Here is a 20,009-nt window from a genome sequence, read left to right on the forward strand (position 1 = left end):
GATTGAAACACAGCGTGTGGCGAGCGGGCTTGCCCCGCGTTGGGTTGCGCAGCAGCCCCGGATTCAGCCGCTGCGGAGTATCTGACACATCGCATCCTTGTTTGAAGGGCTGCTTCGCAACCGAACGGGGGGCAAGCCCCATCGCCACAAAGAGCGTGCCTCGGCACTGGGCTCATCAAAAATCCCAAAAAAAACCGCCCTTACGGGCGGTTAAAGGTGCTCGGCCTTGATCAAAAACCGAGGGAGAAACTGACGGTCATCGCGTGGTCCTTATCGTTACGCGAGAGTTGACCCGAGTAGCCCAGGCCCAGCTTGCCGTTCTGGCTGATCTGGTAATCCAGCCCCGCCTCCAGAACCGCACTGTCCTTGGCAATCGGTACACCTTGGGTGCTGAACGAACCCCCGCCGTTGATAAAGCTCAAGTCGGCATCGGGCTTGGTATCGCCGAAGGCGTGGCGCCAGCCGATGCTGCCCCGAGGGGTGATTTTCGAGCCGTTGCCCAGGGTGATGGTCTGGCCAACACGCACGCCCAAGGTGGAGAAGGTCACGTCCTGATCAGCATCGCCGCGCAGCGCCGCCGACCCGCCTTTCTCCTTGAGTGTGTCGCTGTCGTAGTTGACGTAGGCCAGGCCGGCGAACGGTTCGACTGCCACGCTGCCGGCTGTAAGGGTATAGCCCACTTCACCGAACACTTGCGCGCTGCGTGCCTTGTAATCGGCTTTCAGACGCTGACCTTCGCCAGCGACCGCCACGTCGCGTTTGCTTTCGATGTCATGCCAGCTGTAGGCCACGCCCATACGCGCGGCGAATGCTTCCTGTTGGTAAGCGGTGTAGGCCATCAAGTGGTAGCTGTCGACGTCGGCGCTGGAGCTGCGGCGCTTGGCTTCCAGGTCGCTGCGGGTGTAGCCGGCGGCCACGCCGACACGCCAGGCGTCATCCACTTGCTTGTCGGTGCCAAGCAGGAAGCCGCCAAGGTTGCGGTCCAGCTTGGCAGCGTTGCTGTCGCCGCCCATATGGCCCCAGGTGCCAAGCACGCGCATCCAGCCGACCATCTCGCCATGGCAACCGGCACTGCTCAGGCGGTTTTCGCTTGGCGCCAGGCTGTTGCGTGGGTCGTCCTCGCGATAGCAGCCAGGTTGGCGCAGGCGCTCGTTGACCGCGTCACGGATGTAGCGCGAATCCTCAAGCATTGCGCTGGCGGTGCTGGCGTGGATCTCGCCGGACAAGCTGTCAAAAGCGGCACGCGCCCCGGCAGCATCGGTGTTGAGCAACGCATTTTGCACCGCGGCCCCGCCCACGGCGGCGCCTCTGTCGAGTGCAGCCGCCACGCCACGCTGGTTACCGGTGGCCGCTACGCTGGCGTAACTGACGTTATTGCGGCTGACCGCCAACGCCACTTGGGTAGGGCTGTAGTCCAGCGAGGTGGAGAGGAACGCCAGGTTCTCCAGGTTGGTGTTGCTGAACGTGCCGTTCACCGCGCCGGCTGTCAGCAGGGTGTAGGTGGTTGCCCCGGTGTACGGCGCCAGGTTGATCACATTCAGGGTGCCGCCCAGGTTAGCCGTGCCGCCGACCGCCAGAGAACCGCTGACCGAAGGCGTGATGACCAGGTTCAGTGCGCCCGTGCTGGCGTTGGTGAAGTTACCGGCCACTGTCAGCTTGCCGCCATCGGGTGTCACGCTGCCGTTGTTGACCAGCGAACCGACACTGCCGTTACCGGTCAGGCCCGCGCCATTGGCGACCGTCACCTGCCCGCCGAACACCGTGCCCGGATTGGCCGCGTTGCCGACTTGCAGCACGCCTTGATCCACTGCCACGGTGCCGCTGAACGGCTGATTACCGGTCAGCAACAGCGCCCCGGCGCCTTGTTTGGTGAGGCTGCCGGTGCCGGTCAACGTGCCCTTGAAGGTGCCATTGGTGGCCTGCACGAACAGCATGCGCGCATTGTTCAAGAACCGGCCTTGCAAGCTGAGCGTGTTACCGGCCAACGTACCGCCGCTGACGGTAGTGCCACCGGTGTAGGTGTTGGCGCCGGTCAGCAACAAGGTGCCGGCATCAAGTTTGTTGATCGCCCCGCCGCCCACGATCGGCGCAGCAATCTCCGTGGTGACGCCCGAATTGACCCGCACCACCGCCGTGCCGGTAGGCGACAAGGTGCCCCCTGCCCCCGCCGTCAGCGTGTAGCCAGGGTCAAGAAATTGCAGCCCGGTAAAGCCTTGGTTGCCGACCACGGTGACCGTGCCGCCCTGCCCGCCAAACACGGCAAACTGGTTGTTCGACGCCTGGCCTTGGGTGCCGGTCGGATCGGTCCAGTTGGTGCCAGGGCCCCAGGTGCCGCTGCCACCGGTGATGGTGCCGTCGGGGTTGGTGGTGCCGCCGTTCCAGAACTGGATCTGCCCGGGTGCGGTTTGCACCAGCAGGTTGAGCTGGTTGGCGAGTGCCGTCTGCAAGGTCAGATCGCCTGCGCCGACGGGCAGTGTGCCAAGGGTCAAACCGTTGTCGGTCAGGCTGCCGCCGTAGCGGAACAGTTGATAAACGCCGGCACCAAAGCCGCCCGCGTCAGTGACGTTGAGCGTGCCATCCAGGGTCAGATTACCCGCCACATTCACCGCCGTGGTCGACGCACCCGGTGCGCCGAGGGTGAAGTCCAGCGTGGTGCCGGACGACAACGCCAGCGAACCGACCGACAGCGGCGTCGCCGCCCCGGCCTTGAGTACCGAACCATCGGCCATGTTCACTGCGCCGCCCAGCGTGCCACTGCCGCCGAGCGTCGCACCGCTGGCAACCTGTACCGCCGCACTGTTCAACGTGCCATTGACCAGCACGCTGCCCGCGTTGACGTTGGTGTTGCCGGTGAAGGTGTTATTGCCGGTCAGCAGCAACGCGCCGGTGCCGGTTTTATTCAACACGCCGGCGCCGGTGAGGTTGCCGGTGTAGGTGCCATCGGCGCCCTGCTCGAAGGTCAGTGTCGCGTTGTTGACAATCGCCCCTTGCAGGCTGGTGGTATTGCCGGTGGTGTTGCCGCCATTGAGTGTGGTGCCACCGCTGTAAGTGTTGGCGCCGGTCAGCAGCAACGCGCCAGTGCCATTTTTTACCAGGCTGCCGGTGCCGCTGACCGCGCCGTTGAGGGCCAGGTCATGGCTGCCGGCCAGCGTCAGCGGGCCACCCAGGTTGATGGCATTGGCCAGTTGCAGGTCGGTGCTGGTATCCAGAGCGGCAGCGCCGCCAACGGTCAGCGCGCCGGTGCCGAGCGCTGCGTTGTTGCCCAGGACCAGTTGGCCGGCATTCAAGCCGGTGCCACCGCTGTAGGTGTTGGCGCCGTTGAGGGTCAGTGTCGCCGCGCCTTTTTTCAACAGGCTGCCGTTGCCGCTGAACCGACCGTTGAGCGTCAACGCACGGCTGCCACCAATGGCCAATGCGCCGTTGAGTACCGCAGCGTTGTCGAGCGTGACGGCTGCGTTGCTGTCCAGCGTGGTGCCGTCAGCGGCCGTCAGCGTGCCCGTGCCCAGCGCGCTGTTGCTGCCCACCACCAGCGTGCCGCCATTGAGCGCGGTGCCGCCGGTGTAGGTGTTGCTGCCGTTGAGCACCAGGGTGCCGCTGTCGAGTTTGGCCAGGGTGCCCGCGCCAGCCAGGGTCACGCCCAGGGTGGCGGTGGCGTTCGGGTCGACCCGAATCGCGGTGTTGCCGGTGCCGCCGTTGACCAGATTGAGCACGCCCGCCGTGCCGGAGGCCAGGTTATAGCCGTCGGTGACGAACTGCATGCCGGTAATCGTTTGCGTGCCATCCACGCTCACGTTACCCGCAGCGCCCTGGAACACTGCAAAACTGCTGCCCCAATTCTGGTTGAGCGTGCCATCGACATTGGTCCAGTTGGTGAGGCCGGTGCCCCAGGTACCGTTGCCGCCTTCGATGGCGCCATTGCCGATCAGGTTGCCGCCATCCCAGAATTGCACGGTGGTATTGGGCGCCGTCACCAACACGTTGACCTTGTTGCTGATGGCCGTCTGCACCTCTACGTCACCCGGGATCACACTGCCGGGCAGCGTGCCGAGGGTCAGGCCGTTATTGGTCAAGGCCCCGCCGTAATTGATGATGTTATAGACGCCGCTGCCGAAACCACCAACATCGGTGACGTTAAGGTTGCCGCCCAGGGTCAGGTCGCCGCCGACATTGAGCAGCCCATTACCGCCACCCACCACCGGAACGCCGAGTCCGACGTCCAGATTGGCGTTGCCGCCCAGCACCAACGAGCCCACCGACAAGGTGCTGCCGGTGTTCAGGCCGATGTGACCACCGTCGGCCACCGTCACGGCGCCCGCCAACGAGCCGGTGCCGGTCAGGGTCGCGCCGTTGTTGACCGCGACGGTGCCGCTGGCCAGCGAGCCGCTGACATTCAAGGTGCCGCCATTGACGTTGGCGGCGCCGCTGATGGCGTTTGCGCCGGTCAGGTTGAGCGCGCCGGTGCCGTTTTTATCCAGGTTACCGGCGCCGTTCAGCGCACCCGCGAAGGTGTTGTCCAGGTTGCTGCCGCCCACCGCCAGGGTAGTGCCGCCCGCCACCTGAACCGTGCCGTTGCCGGCCAGGCTGTTGAGGTTGGCATTGCCACCCAGGTTGAGACGGGTGCCCGCGCCAACGTTGACGCCCGACGTGTTACCCAGCGCTCCATTGCCCACGGTGGTCACACTGCCGCCCACCACCGTGAGCGGGCCGGTGAAGGTGTTGTTGGCGCTGAGCAGCAGGTCTGCAGCGCCGTTCTTGATCAGCGCCGCGTTGCCCGCCAGTACACCGGCCAGGGTCAGGTCATTGCTGCCGGCCACGCTGAGGTCGGCGTTGAGATTCACCGCGTTTGCCAGTACCAGCGGCGCACTGTTGTCCAGCGTGCCCGCGCCACTCACGGTCAGCGCGCCCGAGCCCAGGGCGGTGGCGGTGCCAACGGTCAGCGTACCGGCATTGAGGGTGGTGCCGCCGCTGTAGGTGTTGGCGCCATTGAGTGTCAGGTTGGCGGTGCCGTTTTTGCTCAACGAACCGCTGCCATCCACCACGCCGTCAAGGCTCAGGCCATCGGTGCCGCCGACGGTCAGCGCAGCATTGAGCGTGGTGTTATTGGCCAGCGCCAGTGCAGTGCTGGTGTCTAGCGTTGCCGCACCGTTGACGGCCAGCGCGCCGCTGCCCAGTGCCGCGCCGTTGCCCAGGGTCAAGGTGCCTGCATTCAACTGCGTGCCACCGAGGTAGGCATTGTTGCCGTTGAGCGTCAGGTTGCCCGCGCCGGTTTTGGTCATGCCACCGGCACCGGTGACCAGGCCGTTGAGGGTCAGGTCGGCACTGCCGAGAATGCCCAGGTTGCCCGCCAGGTTCACCGCATTGGCCAGGGTCACGGCGGAACGGGTGTCGAGGGTGGTTCCGGCAGCGGCATTCAGGGCGCCGGCGCCCAACGCGGTGTCGGAAGCCAGAATCAGCCCGCCAGCATTCAGCGCGGTAGGCCCGGCATAGCTGTTGTTGCCACTCAAGGTCAGGCTGGCGATGCCATTTTTGATCAGGCTGCCGGTGCCCGCCACCGTGCCGGCCAGGGTCAGCGCATTGCTGCCGCCAACCGTCAGCGCGCCGTTGACAGTCACGTCGTTGGCCAGGCTGACCGCAGCGTTGCTGTCCAGGGTGGTGCCGTTGGCCGTGGTCAGCGCACCGGTACCCAGCGCGCTGTTATTGCCGACCACCAAGGTGCCGCCGTTGAGCACGGTGCCGCCGGTATAGGTGTTGGCGCCGTTGAGCACCAGGGTGCCCGCGTCCAGTTTGGCCAACGTGCCGCCACCGTTGAGCGTGACGCCCAGCGTCGCAGTGGCGTTAGGGTCAACACGCACGGCCGTATTGCCGCCCGTGCCGTTGAACAAGGTCAAGGCCCCCGCCGCGCCGCCGACCAGGTTGTAGCCGTCGGTGACAAATTGCAGGCCGGTAATTGCTTGAGCGCCGTCCACGGTGACGGTACCCGCCGCGCCCTGGAAGATCGCGAAGCTGTTGGGGCTCCAGGCAGTGTTGGCCAGGCCGTTGAGGCTGGTCCAGTGGGTGCCGCCGGCATTCCAGCTGCCGGTGCCGCCATCGACAGTGCCGTTCGGCAACAATTGGCTGCCATCCCAGAACTGCACGTTGGTGCTGCCATTGACCAGCAAGTTGATCTGGTTGCCGATGCTGGTCTGCATATCCAGATCGCCCAGCGACACGTTCACCGGCACGCTGCCGAGTGCGAGGCCGTTGTTGGTCAGGCTACCGGTGTAGTTGATCAGGCGATAGAGACCGACGCCGAAGCCGCCGATATCGTGCACATTCAGCGTGCCGTCGAGGGTCAGGTTGCCGCCCACATTGATCAGTGCCGTGCCGCCGGTGGACGCCGCGCCCAGGCCCGCATCAAGGTTGGAGTTGCCATTGAGTACCAGCGAGCCGACGGTCAGGGCATTGCCCGAGTTCACCGCCAGATGGCCGCCATCGGCAATGTTCACGTTGCCCGCCAGGGTGCCGGTACCGCCCAGGGTGGCGCCGCTGGCGACGCCCACAGTGGCGCTGCCCAGCGAACCGTTGACGAGCAAGCTGCCGGCATTGACCTGGGTATCACCGGTCAGCGAGCTGATGCCGCCGAGGGTCAATGCACCGCTACCGATTTTAGTGAAGTTGCCCGCGCCGGTGAGCACGCCACCGAAGCTGCCATCCAGGTTGTTGCCGCCCACACTCAACGTGTTGCCGGTGCCGACCTGGGCCACGCCGTTGCCGCTCAGGGCGCCGAGGCTGGCCGAGCCGCCCAGGTTCAGTTGCGTGCCGCTGCCGAGGTTGACCCCGGCGCCTACGCCCAGCGCGCCATTGCCCAACGTGGTCAGGCTGCCGGCTTGTACATCGAAGAGGCCGGAGAAGCTGTTGTTGCCGGCCAGATTCAGGTCGCCGGTGCCGGTCTTGATCAGGTTACCGCTGCCCGCCAGCACGCCGGTCAGGCCCAGATCGTTATTGAGAGCGCCCACCGTCAACGCGGCATTGACGTTGACCGCATTGGCCAGCACCAAAGGAGCAGCGGTGTTCAGGCTGGCTGCACCGCCGACGGTCAAGGCACCAGTGCCCAGGGCGGCTGCGGTGCCCAGGGTCAGGGTGCCTGCATTCAGGGTGGTGCCGCCTTGATAGGTATTCACGCCAGCGAGCGTCAGGTTGGTCGCGCCGTTCTTGACCAGCGCCCCGTTGCCGCTGAGCACACCGCCCAGGTTCAAGTCATTGCTGCCGGCCACCGTCAGCGCGGCGTTCAACGCCACGTTATTGGCCACGGCCAGCGCGGCGCTGTTGTCCAGGGTCGAGGCGCCGCCGACGCTCAGGTTACCCAGGCCCAGGGCGGTGCCCGTTCCCAGGGTCAGGGTACCCGCGTTCAGCGTCACGCCGCCGAGGTAGCCATTGGCACCACTGAGTATCAGGTTGGCCGCGCCGTTTTTGGTCAGGCTGCCTGCACCGTTGATGCTGCCCGCCAGTATCAGGTCGGCCGTTCCGCCGATGCCCAGGTTACCGGCAAGATTGATCGCGTTATTGGCCGTGACCGCAGTGCTGGCGTCCAGCGTCGTGCCGTTGGCCGCATTCAAGGTGGCGCTGCCCAACGCCGTGTTAGAGGCCAGGATCAGCCCACCCGCGTTCAAGGCCACCGGGCCGAGGAAGGTATTGGTGCCGCCCAATGTCAGGTTGGCCGTGCCGTTCTTGATCAAGCCGCCGACGCCGCTGACCGCACCATTGAGACTCAGCGCATTGCTGCCGGCCACGCTCAGGTTGCCGTTCAGGAGCAGCGCATTGCCCAGGGTCACTGCGGCATTGCTGTCCAGAGTCGTGCCGCTCACCGTCGTCAACACACCGCTGCCCAGCGCGGTGTTGCTGCCAACCACCAGCGTGCCGCCGTTGAGCGTGGTGCCGCCGCTGTATGTGTTGGCGCCACTGAGGACCAGGGTGCCGGTGTCGAGTTTATTGAGCGTGCCGATGCCGTCGATGTTCACGCCGATGGTCGCGGTGGCGCCTGGGTCAACACGAATGGCAGTGTTGCCGGTGGTGCCGTTGACAGCCGTCAATTGCCCGCCGGCGCCGCTGACCAGGGTGTAGCCGTCGGTGGCGAACTGCATGCCCGTGAACAGTTGCTGCCCTTGCACCGTGACGGTGCCCGCCGCGCCTTGGAACACCGCAAAGTCGCTGGCCCATGCCTGGTTGAGCGTGCCGTTGACGTTGGTCCAGTTGGTGCCGGCGCTGGTCCAGATACCGGTGCCGCCATCCACGGTACCGTTAGGAATGGTCTGGCTGCCGTCCCAAAAACGAATATTGGCGTTGGGCGCCGATACCAGCACATTGACCTGGTTGCCCACAGAGGTTTGCACCACCAGGTCACCCAGGCCAAATCCGACCGGTACGCTCGCCACATTCAGGCCCAGGTCGGTGAGCACGCCGGTGTAGTTGATCAAGCGATAGACGCCAACGCCGAAACCACCGGCATCCGTCACGTTCAGGTTGCCGGCGAGGGTCAGGTTGCCGCCCACATTCAGCAAGGATGTCGTCGACGGTGCGCCCAGGGCCACATCCAGATTGGCGCCTGCCCCCAATGCCAGCGCGCCGGCCGACAAGGTATTGCCGCTGCTCAGCGCCAGGTGCCCGCCTGTGTTGATGTTGACTGTGCCCAACAGCGAACCGGTGCCGGTCAGGGTGCCGCCGCTGTTGACATCGACCAGGTTGCTGCCCAACGAGCCGCTGAGGTTCAGGGTGCCCGCATTGATGGCGGTGTTGCCGGTGAGGCCGTTGATGCCGGTGAGGTTGAGGGTGCCGATGCCGACTTTGGTCAGGCCGCCGCCGCCACTGAGGTCGCCGTCAAAGGTGCTGGTGGTGTTGAGGCCGCCGACGCTCAGTGTGGTGCCTGTGCCGAGCTGCACCGAACCGCTGCCGGTCAACGCTGCAAGGCTGCTGTCCACGCCGAGGTTGAGTGCCGCCCCGGCGCTGATGTTGGCGCCGGAGGTGTTGCCCAGGGCACCGGCGCTGAGCGTGGTCACGCTGCCGGAGAGGATATTCACCGCACCGGTAAAGGTGTTGGTGCCACTCAATGTCAGGTCAGCCAGGCCATTTTTGATCAGGTTGCCGGCGCCGCTGACCACACCGTTCAGGTTGAGGTTGTTGTTACCGGCGACGGTCAGGTCGGCATTCAGCGCAATGGCATTGCCGATGCCGAAGGATGCACTGTTGTCCAGGGTCGCCGCGCCACCGACAGTCAACGCGCCGCTGCCCAGGCCATTAGCGTTACCCAAGGTCAAGGCCCCGGCATTGAGGGTGGTGCCGCCGCTGAAGGTGTTGATGCCATTCAAGGTCAGGTTGGCGGCACCGTTTTTGATCAAGGGGCCAGTGCCGCTGATCACGCCGCCCAGGGTCAGGCCATTGGTGCCGCCCACGCTCAGGCCGGCATTGAGGGCTACGTTATTGCCCAGGTTGACAGCCGCGCTGCTGTCCAGGGTAGCGGCGCCGCCAACCGTCAAGTCGCCAAGCCCCAAGGCGGTGTTATTGCCGACCGTCAACGTGCCGTTATTGAGCGTGGTGCCGCCCAGAAACCCATTGGCGCCATTGAGAATCAGGTTAGCCGCGCCATTCTTGACCAGGCTGCCTGCGCCATTGACCAGCCCGGTCAGTGTCAGGTCGGCAGTGCCGCCGATACCCAACGCACCGGCAAGGTTGACCGCGTTGTTCAAGCTGGCTGCGGTACTGGCGTCCAGGCCGGTACCGGCGGCGGCATTCAGCGTACCGGCGCCGAGCGCGGTGTTGGCACCGACCACCAGCTTGCCGGCGTTGAGCGCCGTATCACCCAGGAATGTATTGGCACCGTTCAGGACCAGGTCGGCCGGGCCGTTTTTGATCAAGCCACCAATGCCCGCGACGACGCCATTGAGGGTCAGCGCGTTGCTGCCACCCACGGTCACGGTGCCGCCCAGGTTTACGTTGTTGCTCAGGCTCACCGCAGCACCGGCGTCCAGCGTGGTGCCGCCCGTTGCGCTCAACGCGCCGGTGCCCAGCGCGGTGTTGGAACCAACAACCAACGAACCGGCGCTCAGTGCAGTGGGGCCGGTGTAGGTGTTGACACCGTTGAGGATGAGACTCGACGTGCCGGTTTTGACCAAACCATTCGCGCCGCTGATGATGCCGTTCAAGGTCAGCGGGCTGACGCCGCCTGCCGTCAGGTTGGCGTTGAGGGTAATCGCGTTATTGAGGGCGAGCCCCGCGTTGCTGTTCAAGCTGGCTGCGCCGCCTACGGTCAGGGCACCGGTGCCCAGCGCGCTTGCGTTGCCCACTGTGAGCGTACCGCCGTTGAGCGTGGTGCCGCCCTGGAAGGTGTTCGCAGCATTGAGCACGACGCTGGAAACGCCGTTTTTGATCAGGCCCGAGGCGCCATCAATCACGCCGCTGAGGGTCAATGGGGTGGTGCCGGCCAGGGTCAGGTCGGCGCCCAGGTTGATGGCATTTGCCAGGTTGACACCCGCCGCGTTATCCAGCGTCGAAACACCGGCCACGCTCAGCGCGCCAGTGCCCAAGGCCAGGTCGTTACCGACGTTCAACGTGCCGCCATTGAGCGTGGTGCCGGCGAGGAAAGTGTTGGCGCCGCTGAGAATCAGCGCGGCCGTGCCATTCTTGGTCAGCCCGCCTGCGCCACTGAGGACGCCCGTCAGGCCAAGGGTATTGCTACCGGCAATGTTCAGGTTGCCAGTCAGGTTCAGGCCGTTGTTGAGGTTGATTGCACTGCTGGCATCCAGCGTGGTGTTGTCGGCGGTGGTCAGCGTGCCGCCTGTGCCCAATGCCGTGTTGTTGCCCAGCACCAGCGCACCGGCATTCAGGCTGGTGTTGCCGGTGAAGGTGTTGGCACCCGTGAGGCTTAATGCAGCGGCGCCGTTTTTGATCAGGCCCCCGTTGCCGGAGATGACGCCGCCAAGGCCCAGCGCCTGGGTGCCGCCAACCGTCAACGCGCCCGTCAGATTGACGGCGTTGCCGAGGGTGACAGCGGTGCTGGCGTCCAGCGAGGTGCCCGCTGCGGTATTCAGCGCGCCCGTGCCCAAGGCGGTGTTGGAACCCACCACCAGGCCACCGCCGTTAAGCGAGGTCAGCCCGCTGCGGGTGTTGTTGCCGGTCACGGTCAGCAGGCTTGCGCCGGTTTTGATCAAGCCACCGGCGCCGGACATCACGCCAGCGAGGGTCAGCGGGTTGGTGCCGGTCAGCGTCAGGTCGCCGGTCAGGGCCAGGTTATTGTTCAGTGTCGGCGCCCCGATGGCGTCCAGGTTGGCATTGCCCGTCACGCTCAAGGCGCCGCTGCCCAGGGCATTGCCACTGGTCAACACCAACGTGCCGGCGCCCAGGCTGGTGGTGCCGGTGTAGCCGCTGTTGTTGCCGCTGAGGGTCAGGCTGCCGGTGCCGGTTTTGCTGATGCCCGACGCGCCGCTGATCGCGCCGGCCAGCGTCAGGGCGCCGGTGCCGGTGGCCGTCATGGCACCGTTGAGGGTGATCAGGTTGTTCAGGTTGATCGTGCCAGGCGCCGACAGTGACGTCGCGCCTGTGAACGTCACCGTGCCGGTACTGAAAGCCTGGTTATTGCCCAGTTGCACCGTGCCGCCGTTGAGCGTGGTGTTACCGAGGTAGGTGTTGATGCCGGTCAGGGACAGTTGGCCGCTGCCGACCTTGGTCAAACCCCCGGCGCCTGAGACCACGCCGGACAACGTCGTGGCGTTGGTACCCTGGACCGTCAGGCCGCCCGCGCCGAGCGACACCAGATTACTGACGTTCAAGCCCGCGTTGCTCGCCTGCAGGACCCCGCCGTTGGAGGTCAGCACGCCGCTGCCAAACGACGCATTGTTATTGAACTGCGCAACCCCGCCATTGAGCGTGGTACTGCCCGACACCAGCGGACCTTGCAGGGTCCAGGTGCCACTGTTGATCGTCAGGTTGTTGAAGTTGACGTAATTGGCGCTCGACGCAGTGCCCACGCCCGTAGTACCGCCGCCGACGCCGACAGGGTTCTGCAGAATCAGTGAGTTGACGCCCCCCGCACCGCCATCGACCGTGCCCGTCGGGCCAAAGGTCAAATTGATCCCAGCCAGGCCGCCCAACCCCACACTGACCTGGACACCGTCGCCCACGCTCACGCTGGAGCCGGTAACGGCAGTGAAGGTGTTGGCGCCGTTCGCCCCCATCGAGACGCCGCCCGTGATCGCACCGGCGTTGGTGAACGTGTTGCCCGCCGCAGAGGTTTCGAACGCCACCCGACCATTGATAACGCCGGTGCTGCTGTTGACCATGTTGACTTGGGAACCGCCGTATACCCCGACCACCGGCGTGTCGGCCAGCGTTATGCCGCCCACCGACAAACCGGTGGAGGTAATCGTGCCGTTGTTGGTGATGCTCGTGGTGCCGGTCGCTGCGTTGTTAACTGAAAGCGCCAGGCCGCCGAGGCTCGTGAGATTGAGCCCAAGCAACATCCCGGTGCCGCGCATGATGCCACTGGCATTGTTGAGTACGCTGACCGTACTCGACGCGCCAGTGCCGATGAAAGCGCCACCACTGAGTACCGACACGAGGCCCAGAAGTGCCGGGTCGAGGGTGCCCGAGTTGTTCAAGCTGATGTTGACGCCGGTGAGGTCCAGCACGTGGCCGCCCAGCGTCGCATTCATCTGCGCGCCCGCGTTGACGTTCACGGTCAAGCCGTTGGTGGCGCTGCTGAAGTTATTCAGAAACAGCGGCAGGCTCGGCACGCCCGTACAGGTCACGGTAGAACCTGCCGTTGAGCAGGTGGCTAATGCCTCAGGACTTGCCAGGCCAACCATCAACCCGACAATCCCGAGTCGAATGGCCATGTTCAGAGGGGCGATACGCGATACACCGGCAGCAGCAAGTCTTCTATCCACGCCCAACTCCTTCGTGGTCCAAGCTTTCATCCATGAATGCGCAGAAGCCCAACGCTATTGACCCACACGCATCGAATTCGAAATACCTGACCGTGGTGACAACTGATCTAGTTTGTCGAAACGGTAGTAGACCTACAGAAAAGTCATTGAATTAAATGGTATTAATACTTTCGTAAGCGCCCGGTAAGAATGGGACTACAGCCAATATCCATTGCCTGTCGCGTCAAAAATACAAGTTTCGAAATGTAAAAAAGCGCTCTAATGGCGCCCTGTTGATTTGTTTTAAAGATCCTGGAGTTCGCAATGCCCCATGAAGGCAACCTGTTACAAGCAGCCGTGGTGTTCCTGCTCGCCGCCGTGCTGACCGTGCCGTTGGCCAAGCGTCTGCAACTGGGCGCAGTGCTGGGTTATCTGTTCGCGGGTGTGATCATCGGCCCTTCTGTATTGGGCCTGATCGGCAACCCGCAAAGCGTGGCGCAGTTTTCTGAATTGGGCGTGGTGTTGCTGCTGTTCATCATCGGTTTGGAGCTGTCGCCCAAGCGCTTATGGGTGATGCGCAAAGCGGTGTTCGGCGTGGGCCTGGCCCAAGTGCTGCTGACCGGGCTGGTGATGGCGGTGGTGGCGTTGTGGCTGTTTGGCCAGGCCTGGAACAGTGCGATTGTGCTGGGCCTGGGCCTGGCGCTGTCCTCCACCGCGTTTGGGCTGCAAAGCCTGGCCGAACGCAAAGAGCTGAATCAGCCGCACGGGCGCCTGGCGTTTGCGATTCTGTTGTTCCAGGACATCGCTGCGATTCCACTGATCGCGATGGTGCCGCTGCTGGCCGGCAGTGATCATCCGACCACTGAAGCCCAGGGCTTGCAACACGTGTTGCAGATACTCGGCAGCATCGCGGTGGTGATCATCGGCGGACGCTACCTGCTGCGTCCGGTGTTTCGCATTGTCGCCAAGACCGGCCTGCGCGAAGTGTCCACCGCCACCGCGCTGCTGGTGGTGATCGGCACGGCCTGGTTGATGGAGCTGGTGGGCGTGTCGATGGCCCTCGGCGCCTTCCTCGCCGGGCTGCTGCTGGCGGACTCCGAATACCGCCACGAACTCGAAGCGCAGATCGAACCGTTCAAAGGCCTGTTGCTCGGCCTGTTTTTCATCAGTGTGGGCATGGGCGCCAACCTCAGCCTGCTGCTCAGTTCGCCGCTGGTGGTGATCGGCCTGACCCTGCTGTTGATCGGCTTGAAGTTGCCGCTGCTGTATGCGGTTGGCCGGATGGCAGGCGACCTCAATCGCGAGAGCGCGCTGCGCCTGGGCGTGGTGCTGGCCGCCGGCGGTGAGTTTGCCTTTGTGGTGTTCAAGATCGGGCGCGACCAGGGCCTGTTCGAACCGCACCTCTACGATGTGCTGGTGCTGACCATCACGCTGTCCATGGCCGTGACGCCGCTGCTGCTGTTGGTGTGCCCAAAGCTGTTCAAGCCCAAGGTCAAACCGGTGGAAGTGCCGGAGGAATACCGCGCCATCGAAAGCGATGCACCGCGTGTGGTGATTGCCGGCATGGGCCGTATGGGCCAGATCGTGGCGCGGATTCTGCGTGCGCAAAACATCTCGTTTATCGCCCTCGACACCTCGGTGGAAACCATCGAGCTGACCCGCAGTTTCGGCGGTATGCCGGTGTTCTACGGCGACCCGCAGCGTCCGGAAATCCTGCACGCGGCCAAGGTCGATCAGGCCGAGTTCTTCGTGATTGCCATGGACGACCCGGAGATCAACATCAAGACCGCCGAACTGGTGCGCAACCTCTACCCGCACATGAAAATCATCGCCCGTGCACGTAACCGCCAACACGTACACCGCCTGGTCGACCTGGACGCGTCACCGGTGCGCGAAACCTTTTACTCCAGCCTGGAAATGAGCCGCCGCACCCTGGTGGGTCTCGGTCTGACCCAGGCCCAGGCCGATGCGCGCATCACCCGTTTCAAAAACCACGACCTGCAAGTGCTCGCTGCGCAACATGCGGTATATGACGATGCGGCCAAGGTCATGCAAACCGCCCAGGAAGCGCGTACGGAACTGGCGCGGCTGTTTGAGATGGATCGGCTTGAGGAAGAGTCCGACAAAGTGTGAGGACAGGGATGAACGATCTGGCGAGTTTTCTGACAGAATACGCCGCAATTTCGTTCATCCACTGGAGCGCTTCATGGCCACTTTCACCAAGACCGCCGTCCTGCTGGCCCTGGCGCTTACCGCCGGCGGCGTGTTTGCGGCAACCAAGCCGACCGCTACACAAACCATTTCGACGCTGGGTGGCAAGTTCACCTTCAACTTGCCCAAGGCTTACGTCGCCGACACGCTGCCGACCGGCAAGGTTGAGGATGGCACCGCCGACACCCAGGGCACGCTGTACGCCAACTCGACCACGAAAAGTGTGGTGATCGTGGCTGAAACGGTGCGCAACGACGGGGCCACAATCAAAGACAATGACCCGCAGTTTCTGGATGGCGCCGTGGCTGATTTCGTCAAGGACCAGAGCGCTGCCCTGCCTGATTTCAAGAAGCAGAACGAGAAGAAACTGACCTTCAAAGGTCTTGGCCTGCGTCAGGTCGACAGCACGGCCACCCAGGGTGGCGGCAAGACGTTGAACTCGACATTCCTGGGTGGCTCGGGCAATCACTTGCTGGTGATTCAGGCGATTTCACGGGCGGATGATGTGAAGGGGCATGCGGAGTTGGTGAAGCAGATTACTGGGGGTAAGTAGTCGGGTTTTGCGGGTGATTGAGGGGTGATGGGCGGTGAGTAGTGCGGGGTGTTGCAGGGGGCCGGGGGCATATCCGTTGGTTGGGTGATGGCGGGTATGGGTTCCGCCCTTACGGCGGGTCACTTTGGAAAAGCCCCAAAGTAACCAAAGGGCTCTTGCCCCACCACTCGGCACCTCGCCTAGGCTCGGTGTGCCCTCACTCCGGTAGTACGCAGCGGGCCGCCGCGACGGGGCGTCCCTGCCCCGTCGCGGCTAAACCGGCGTCCTGCCGGTTTACCCGCTCCGTACTACCTGCGTTCGGCCAGCGTGGTTTAACGGGGCGCCTAAGATCAAAGTCAAAAGCAGATCAAGATCAAAAGCAGAGCACGGCGGCCTAGTAGCCGACCTGAGTGGTAGAAGCAAAAGCACAGCCGAGGCGGCCTGACAGCCGACCTGACCTTGAAGGCTAAACTCAATCAAAGGTGGGAGCTGGCTTGCCTGCGATGGCATCAACTGGGTGTGCCTGATACACCGAGGTGCCTGCATCGCAGGCAAGCCAGCTCCCACAAAAAAGCCAAGCACTGCGCTACTGGCAGTTGAACTCGGTCAATTTGTGGGAGCGGGCTTGCTCGCGAAGGCGGTGTGCCAGTGATACATGAGCTGACTGAAACACCGCATTCGCGAGCAAGCCCGCTCCCACAGTTGGATCTTGGTGCACCTAATCAAGGGTGTACCCGGTCAAATGTGGGCGCTGGCTTGCCTGCGATGGCATCCACTGGGTATGCCTGATGTACCGAGGCGCCCACATCGCGGGCAAGCCCGCTCCCACAGAAAGCCAAGCAGTGCGGTGCTTGCAGCTGAACTCGGTCAACTTGTGGGAGCGGGCTTGCTCGCGAAGGCGGTGTGCCAGTGATACATGAGGTGACTGAAACACCGCATTCGCGAGCAAGCCCGCTCCCACAGTTGGATCTTGGTGCACCCAATCAAGGGTGTACCCGGTCAAATGTGGGCGCTGGCTTGCCTGCGATGGCATCCACTGGGTATGCCTGATGTACCGAGGCGCTCGCATCGCAGGCAAGCCCGCTCCCACAGAAAAGCCAAGCAGTGCGGTGCTGGCGGCTGAACTCGGTCAACTGGTGGGAGCGGGCTTGCTCGCGAAGGCGGTGTGCCAGTGATACATGAGCTGACTGAAACACCGCATTCGCGAGCAAGCCCGCTCCCACAGTTGGATCTTGGTGCACCCAATCAAGGGTAAACCCGGTCAAATGTGGGAGCTGGCTTGCCTGCGATGGCATCCACTGGGTATGCCTGATGCACCAAGACGCCTGCATCGCGGGCAAGCCCGCTCCCACAGAAAAGCCTAGCAGTGCGGTGCTTGCAGCTGAACTCGGTCAACTTGTGGGAGCGGGCTTGCTCGCGAGGGCGGTGTGCCAGTGATACATGAGCTGACTGAAACACCGCATTCGCGAGCAAGCCCGCTCCCACAGTTGGATCTTGGTGCACCCAATCAAAGGTGTACCCGGTCAAATGTGGGAGCTGGCTTGCCTGCGATGGCATCACCTGGGTATGTCTGATGTACCGAGGCGCTCGCATCGCAGGCAAGCCCGCTCCCACAGAAAAGCCAAGCAGTGCGGTGCTTGCAGCTGAACTCGGTCAACTTGTGGGAGCGGGCTTGCTCGCGAAGGCGGTGTGCCAGTGATACATGAGCTGACTGAAACACCGCATTCGCGAGCAAGCCTGCTCGCACAGAAAGGCCATTAGCGCAGCAACCAGCAGGCACTCAAAGCTAGCAAACGAATAATGACTATCGCAGCAGCCCTCACCCGCCGGTTCACTTCAGGCTGTTCTCCAACCAGGCTTTAAGGTCCTGCACTTCGGTCTCACTGACGGTGTGCGGCATGCCCGGATACCCGTGAAACTCCGGCGTCAATCCAAGGCCCACCAGTACCTCATTGGCCTGCGTCGCCGAGGCATACGGCAGCGCCTGGTCGAGAGTGCCGTGACCGATAAAGATCGCCAATTTGCCCAAGGATTCGCTGGGCTTGAGTTCAGCCTTGAGCACCGGCAATACACTGCCGCTCAAGGCCGCGATGCCGCGCACCAACGCGGGCTTTCGCAAGCCCACCTCGTACGACATGATCGCGCCCTGGCTGAACCCCACCAGAAACACCCGATCGCTGTGCGTGTGGTATTTGGCTGTGGCCTTGCCCACAAAGTCTTCGATCAGCGCGGCGCTGCGTTGCAGGTCGGCGGTTTCGCCATTGTAGTCGCCGTCATCCGGCGTCTTGGTAAACCAGCGATAACCCTGGGGGTCCACGGGCATCGGCGCACGTGCCGACAGGTAGGTCCAGGTGGACGGCAGCGCGTCCTTGATGCCAAACAGGTCTTCCTCGTTGCTGCCAAAACCGTGCAGGAAAATCACCAACGGCTGATTGCGCGCATCGCTCTGGGTCTGTTCCAGATAAGACAGGGGCAAATCGGTGTGCAGCGTGGCGTCGGCGTGGGCGGCGCTGGCCATCAGGGTCAGTGCCAGGGCAAAGAGTTTGAGCATGGGAAAGTGACCTCAGGGTTTGCGCAACAAGTAAGTGTCCATGATCCAGCCATTTTCCAGACGCGCCGCCTTGCGCACCTGTTGGATTTGCTCAGCCACTTCACTGACCTTGCCGCTGATGAGGATTTCGTCCGGCGTGCCCAGGTAGGCGCCCCAGTAGATATCCATATCCTGATCGGCCACGCTGCGGTAGGAATCTTCGGCGTCGAGCATGACCACCAAAGTGTCCGCATCACTCGCCTGCCCCGCCGCCAACCGGCGCCCGGTGGTGATCTCGATGGACCGACCGATGCGGTTCAGCGCCACCTTGTGCTGGGCGGCCAGGGCTTGCACGCTGGTGATGCCGGGGATCACTTCGAACTCGAAGACGCTGCGGCCACTGGCCAGAATCGCCTGCAGGATGCGGATGGTGCTGTCGTACAGCGCAGGGTCGCCCCAGGCCAGGAACGCGCCCACTTCACCGTCAGCCATCTGCTCGTTGATCATGTGCTCGAAGGTCTGCTGCTTGTCGCGATTCAGGTCCTGCACGGCGGTGGTGTAGTCGATATCGCCGCGCACGCGCTCGGGGCAGTCGGCCTCGACGAAACGGTAGCCAGGCTCGGTTATGTAGGTTTGGCAGATCTCGCGGCGCAGGTCGATCAGCTTGTCTTTGCTTTGGCCCTTGTCCATCAGAAAAAACACGTCAGTGCGGTTCAGCGCCTTGACGGCTTGCATCGTGATGTAGTCAGGGTTGCCGGCGCCAATGCCGATGATCAGGATGCGTTTCATGGGTTGCTCTCATTGCGGGGCGTGGATTTTGCCATGTTCACGCGCTCAGGCGTGAGTTTCCAGACGCAGGCGCCACACGTTGTTAAAGCGCAGTTCAGTGGCGGACAGCGGCTCGACGTCAATCAGGTAGAACATCGACATAGGGAACTGCAACACGTACAGCATCGCGGCGCGAATCACAAACGGGTGGGTGATGGCCACTACCTGCCCGGGCTGGGTTTCGAGACTTTTCATCCAGTCAGCGACTCGCACGCAAATCTGCTCCACCGACTCACCGCCGTGAGGCGCGCTGGTGCTGTTGGTCATCCAGTCACTCAATGCATGGCTGTCGAGCTGGGCGATGGCCTGGCCTTTCCAGGTGCCAAAATCACCGTCGCGCAACGCGTCTTCGACCTGCGCGTTGTCGCCGAACAAGCCCGCGGTTTGTCGGGTTCGGGCCTCGGGCCCACACACCAGTCGCGAGCGTTTCTTGAAACGCCCCGCCAGGGACAACGCCGCGGGCTGCCACTGCATCGCCACCGATTCGTCATCGGGAAACCGCCCCTGTTTTTGCAACGGCGTGGCGGCATGGCATATCAAGGTCAAGCGGGTGGCCTGCATCACAATTCACTCTGTTTCGACGCGCAGTCGGCGTAGACTGGCAAAGTTGTTTCAACATGTTACAACGAACATGAAAGAGGAAGCCGGTTCGAATCCGGCGCGGTCGCGCCACTGTATTCGGCCTTTTAGCCGTAAGCCAGACCCTGTTTCAGCCCAATCGCAATCCATTTCGGGACGCGTCATCCCTGGAGGTCTTCATGGCTAACACCGCTGCAACGAACCCTGATGTGTATGGACCCACCCTGCCCTTGGGCGAAATTCTGCCTTGGGCGATCTTCGGTGGCCTGTTGTTGCTGCTGGCGCTCTATTTTGTCGGCGCCGAGCAAGGCGCCACCGCTGTGTTCAAAGGCATGTATGTGCATGAATTTGTGCACGACGGCCGCCACCTGCTGGGTTTCCCCTGCCATTAATCGATAAGAGAGACACGACATGACAGGGCATTTACTCCTACGCG

General features: G+C 63.3%; 7 protein-coding genes and 1 riboswitch. Of the genes, 3 read left to right on the plus strand and 4 right to left on the minus strand.

Going from position 1 to position 20,009, the window contains the following annotated elements:
- Positions 1-230: 230 nt before the first annotated feature.
- Positions 231-12,914 carry an autotransporter-associated beta strand repeat-containing protein gene (locus tag C4J83_RS17595; protein WP_372239274.1) on the minus strand — a complete coding sequence of 4,228 codons (12,684 nt, stop codon included), beginning with the start codon at positions 12,912-12,914 and terminating at the stop codon, positions 231-233.
- Positions 12,915-13,217: 303 nt separating this feature from the next.
- Here C4J83_RS17595 and C4J83_RS17600 point away from each other — a divergent pair, with 303 nt between their 5' ends.
- Together C4J83_RS17600 and C4J83_RS17605 are read left to right on the plus strand one after the other, a co-directional pair.
- Positions 13,218-15,026, plus strand: coding sequence for a monovalent cation:proton antiporter-2 (CPA2) family protein (locus C4J83_RS17600; protein ID WP_106579619.1), 1,809 nt, complete (start codon positions 13,218-13,220; stop codon positions 15,024-15,026).
- A 73-nt stretch (positions 15,027-15,099) separates the two neighbouring features.
- Positions 15,100-15,657, plus strand: coding sequence for a DcrB/PsbP domain-containing protein (locus C4J83_RS17605; RefSeq protein WP_124417768.1), 558 nt, complete (start codon positions 15,100-15,102; stop codon positions 15,655-15,657).
- Positions 15,658-17,467: 1,810 nt separating this feature from the next.
- Here C4J83_RS17605 and C4J83_RS17625 read toward each other — a convergent pair.
- Genes C4J83_RS17625 through C4J83_RS17635 form a run of 3 tightly spaced genes read right to left on the minus strand, consistent with a single transcriptional unit; the run spans position 17,468 to position 19,555 of the window.
- Positions 17,468-18,187, minus strand: coding sequence for an alpha/beta hydrolase (locus C4J83_RS17625; protein WP_124417772.1), 720 nt, complete (start codon positions 18,185-18,187; stop codon positions 17,468-17,470).
- 12 nt (positions 18,188-18,199) lie between these two features.
- Positions 18,200-18,955: a precorrin-6A synthase (deacetylating) gene (gene cobF / locus C4J83_RS17630; protein ID WP_124417773.1), complete on the minus strand. Its 756-nt coding sequence runs from the start codon at positions 18,953-18,955 to the stop codon at positions 18,200-18,202.
- A 45-nt stretch (positions 18,956-19,000) separates the two neighbouring features.
- The gene (locus tag C4J83_RS17635) at positions 19,001-19,555 is read right to left on the minus strand and encodes a histidine phosphatase family protein (protein ID WP_124417774.1); all 555 of its coding nucleotides are present in this window, start codon (positions 19,553-19,555) and stop codon (positions 19,001-19,003) included.
- 71 nt (positions 19,556-19,626) lie between these two features.
- Positions 19,627-19,706: riboswitch (adenosylcobalamin (AdoCbl) riboswitch) on the plus strand.
- 46 nt (positions 19,707-19,752) lie between these two features.
- On the opposite strand from C4J83_RS17635, the gene C4J83_RS17640 reads away from it, so the two are divergent.
- A complete protein-coding gene (locus tag C4J83_RS17640) occupies positions 19,753-19,965 on the plus strand; it encodes a CbtB domain-containing protein (RefSeq protein WP_119736068.1) in 213 nt (70 codons plus the stop codon).
- Positions 19,966-20,009: the final 44 nt, after the last annotated feature.

This window comes from Pseudomonas sp. LBUM920, from assembly GCF_003852315.1.
Classification (GTDB): Bacteria; Pseudomonadota; Gammaproteobacteria; order Pseudomonadales; family Pseudomonadaceae; genus Aquipseudomonas.